At 74.5% G+C, this 2,222-nt stretch carries 4 protein-coding genes; 2 read left to right on the top strand and 2 right to left on the bottom strand.

Translation table 11 applies throughout. The annotated features are described in order from the left end of the window. Positions 1-325, top strand: a 325-nt coding sequence (locus GJ629_RS16570; protein WP_197428680.1) for a hypothetical protein, incomplete at its 5' end; no start/stop codon positions are given. Then, positions 310-636, top strand: a complete 327-nt coding sequence (locus GJ629_RS15550; RefSeq protein ID WP_157513821.1) for a hypothetical protein — start codon at positions 310-312, stop codon at positions 634-636. The genes GJ629_RS16570 and GJ629_RS15550, both read left to right, overlap by 16 nt. On the opposite strand, the gene GJ629_RS15545 is transcribed toward GJ629_RS15550, so the two are convergent. Next, a complete protein-coding gene (locus GJ629_RS15545) occupies positions 600-1,433 on the bottom strand; it encodes a DUF5821 family protein (protein ID WP_197428679.1) in 834 nt (277 codons plus the stop codon). The two genes, GJ629_RS15550 and GJ629_RS15545, sit on opposite strands and share 37 nt — an antisense overlap. Before the next feature lie 14 nt (positions 1,434-1,447). Beyond that, positions 1,448-2,140 (bottom strand): hypothetical protein, encoded by a 693-nt coding sequence (locus tag GJ629_RS15540; RefSeq protein WP_157513819.1) that lies wholly within the window; start codon positions 2,138-2,140, stop codon positions 1,448-1,450. Between the last annotated feature and the right edge of the window lie 82 nt (positions 2,141-2,222).

Genomic DNA, 2,222 nt, shown 5'->3' with positions numbered 1-2,222 from the left:
ACCTCCGCGGCGGTCGCGGGCGGGCGCCGTCCTCGCGGGTGGCGCCCTCTCGGGGGCTGGCCGCGATGGTCTCGACGCCGGTGGCCGCGACCCCGGTGACGCCGCCGGAAAGCGCCTCTGTCGGCCTGCTCTGCCCCGGCCGGCTGCGGACCGCTGGCTCCGAACCGGTCGCCGCGCGCTCGCCCTCGTCCCGCTGCTCCTCGCACTCGCCGTCCTCGCCGCACCGCGACCGGTCGTGACGTTCGGTCCGGTGGTCCCGCTGGCGTGGCTTCCGGACGGGGCGCTCGGCGCGCCGAGCTACGGACGCTGGTGTCGGGCGGGCTGACGGCCCTGCTCTGTAGCTGTCTCACCGTCGGCGTGGCCGGGATAGTCGGCGGCGTCTCCGCGCGTGCGTGGTTGGCCCGCCACGGCGGCCACCGGCGGCGCCACCCGTGGGTCGTTGACTGTCTCGTCGTCTCCGGCGCGCTGGCTGTGCTCCTCGGCGCGGTCGCCGGTCCCGTACTGCCGACGCTCGCGCTCGGCCTCGGCGCGTGGTCGCCCGGCGTCTACTGGGTGTTCGCGGGAGTAGCCGGCTTGCTCACGCTCTCGGTCGCGTCCGGTCACGCCGCGGTGAGAACGTCCGCGGCGACGGCGTAGCGCTCGGCCGGCGACAGCGCGCTCAAGTGGTCGTCGGCGAACGCCAACCGGTGGACGGGCGCACCGACGCTGCCGGCCACCGGGACCGTCTCGAGGAGTCCGCGCTCGACGAGCCGCTGTTTTCGCGTGCTGACGGTACTCTTGGCCGCCACATCGTGTTCGGCACACCAGCGCGCGATGGCCTTCTGGCTGGCCGTCGTCCCCGCGCCAGCCAACAGCGCGACGGTCGGCACGTCCAGCGTCCGGGCGCCCGGCGCGGACCGTCGGGCGTCGAGCGACGCCACCAGCGCTGACAGCGTGGCCTCGTCCGTCCGGTCCCGCAGGTCACTCGCCACCGCTCGCCAGCGCGGCCGGTCGGGGACCGAGAGCGGCGTCGCCGCCTCGTAGGCCTCTCTCGCCCGGTCGCGCCCCACTCGCGCGACCCCGCGGTCCGCGGCGTCGAACAGCGCGTAGGCGTCGCCGAACGTGACGGCCGTCGTCGCTCCGTTCTCGCCGACGACCAGCGGTCCCGACACGGGCAACGTCTCCGCCGCGCGGAAGCTGAGAACCCCCATATCGACCAGTTCGGCCGCCTGCTGGCCGACCCGAAAGGTGTCCAGACAGTCCGCCCGGACCCCGGGGGTCGTCACGACGCGAACGGGGCGTTCGACCGCGGTATCGACCGGCGGGTCGGCAAAGAGCGCGAGCACGGACTCGGCCAGAAGCGCCGGGGGCGGCGAGAGGACGTACACCGGCGGATTTGTTTCCAGTGACCGCCTGACAGCGTCCGGGAACGTCCGGGAACCGGTCGGGGTCACCCCGGCGTCGATAGTCACGGGCTATCACCGCCGGCGAGTCGGTCGGCCATCTGCCGGCAGCGCCGGCGCAGTTCCGGCGGCGGATCGGCGTCGAAACCCGCGACCGTCCGGGGCCGCCGCAGCGTCTCGACTGCGCCGTCGAGGCCGTCGAACCGCTGGCAGGAGAGCGCCAGCGGGTGCTCCAGCGCCGGCGTCGCCGACGGCCTGTTGTCGCTGGCGAGGAGCACGCCCGACCACTGTCCCTCGGTCCGGTAGACGTGGACGGAGTGGGTCCGCTCGTCGCCGACGGCCTCGACGTGACAGTCACGCTCCAGCAGCCGACAGACGAGCCCCTCCGCCGTCGCCGTCTCCAACAGCGACCGCAGGTCGGTCTCGCTCGCCCGCTCGCGCCGGCCCGTCGGCAACTCGTAGACGCACGCGTCGGGCAGGACGACGACACACCGGCCGGCGGTCAGCGCCTCGCGGTCGGCCGCGAACGGCGCCACACCGGGGACGGTCACGAACCGGTCGCCGGGCGCGAACGCTCGACCGTCGACGCTGATAGTCCCGGATGCCTCGCCCGTGGGAATACGGACGCCGGTCGCGTGCAACGGCGACCCGGTGTCGGCGGTTCCATCCCACCGCGTCTGTCCGAGGGTGGCTATCCGCTCGTCCAGCGTCGCCGAAAGCGGCGGCCAGCGCTCGCCCAGCGTCGCCGCCAGTGACACCGCGCCGTCGTCGATACGGGCGCGCAGTGCCGCGGGCGCGGTGCTCGGAGGGCTCGTCGCCTAGCTTGACGGTCGTCCCACC

The sequence above is a fragment of the Halapricum sp. CBA1109 genome, assembly GCF_009741825.1.
GTDB lineage: Archaea > Halobacteriota > Halobacteria > Halobacteriales > Haloarculaceae > Halapricum.
The sequence above is the reverse complement of the archived record's forward strand: the minus strand, read 5'-3'. Positions and strand labels throughout refer to the sequence as shown.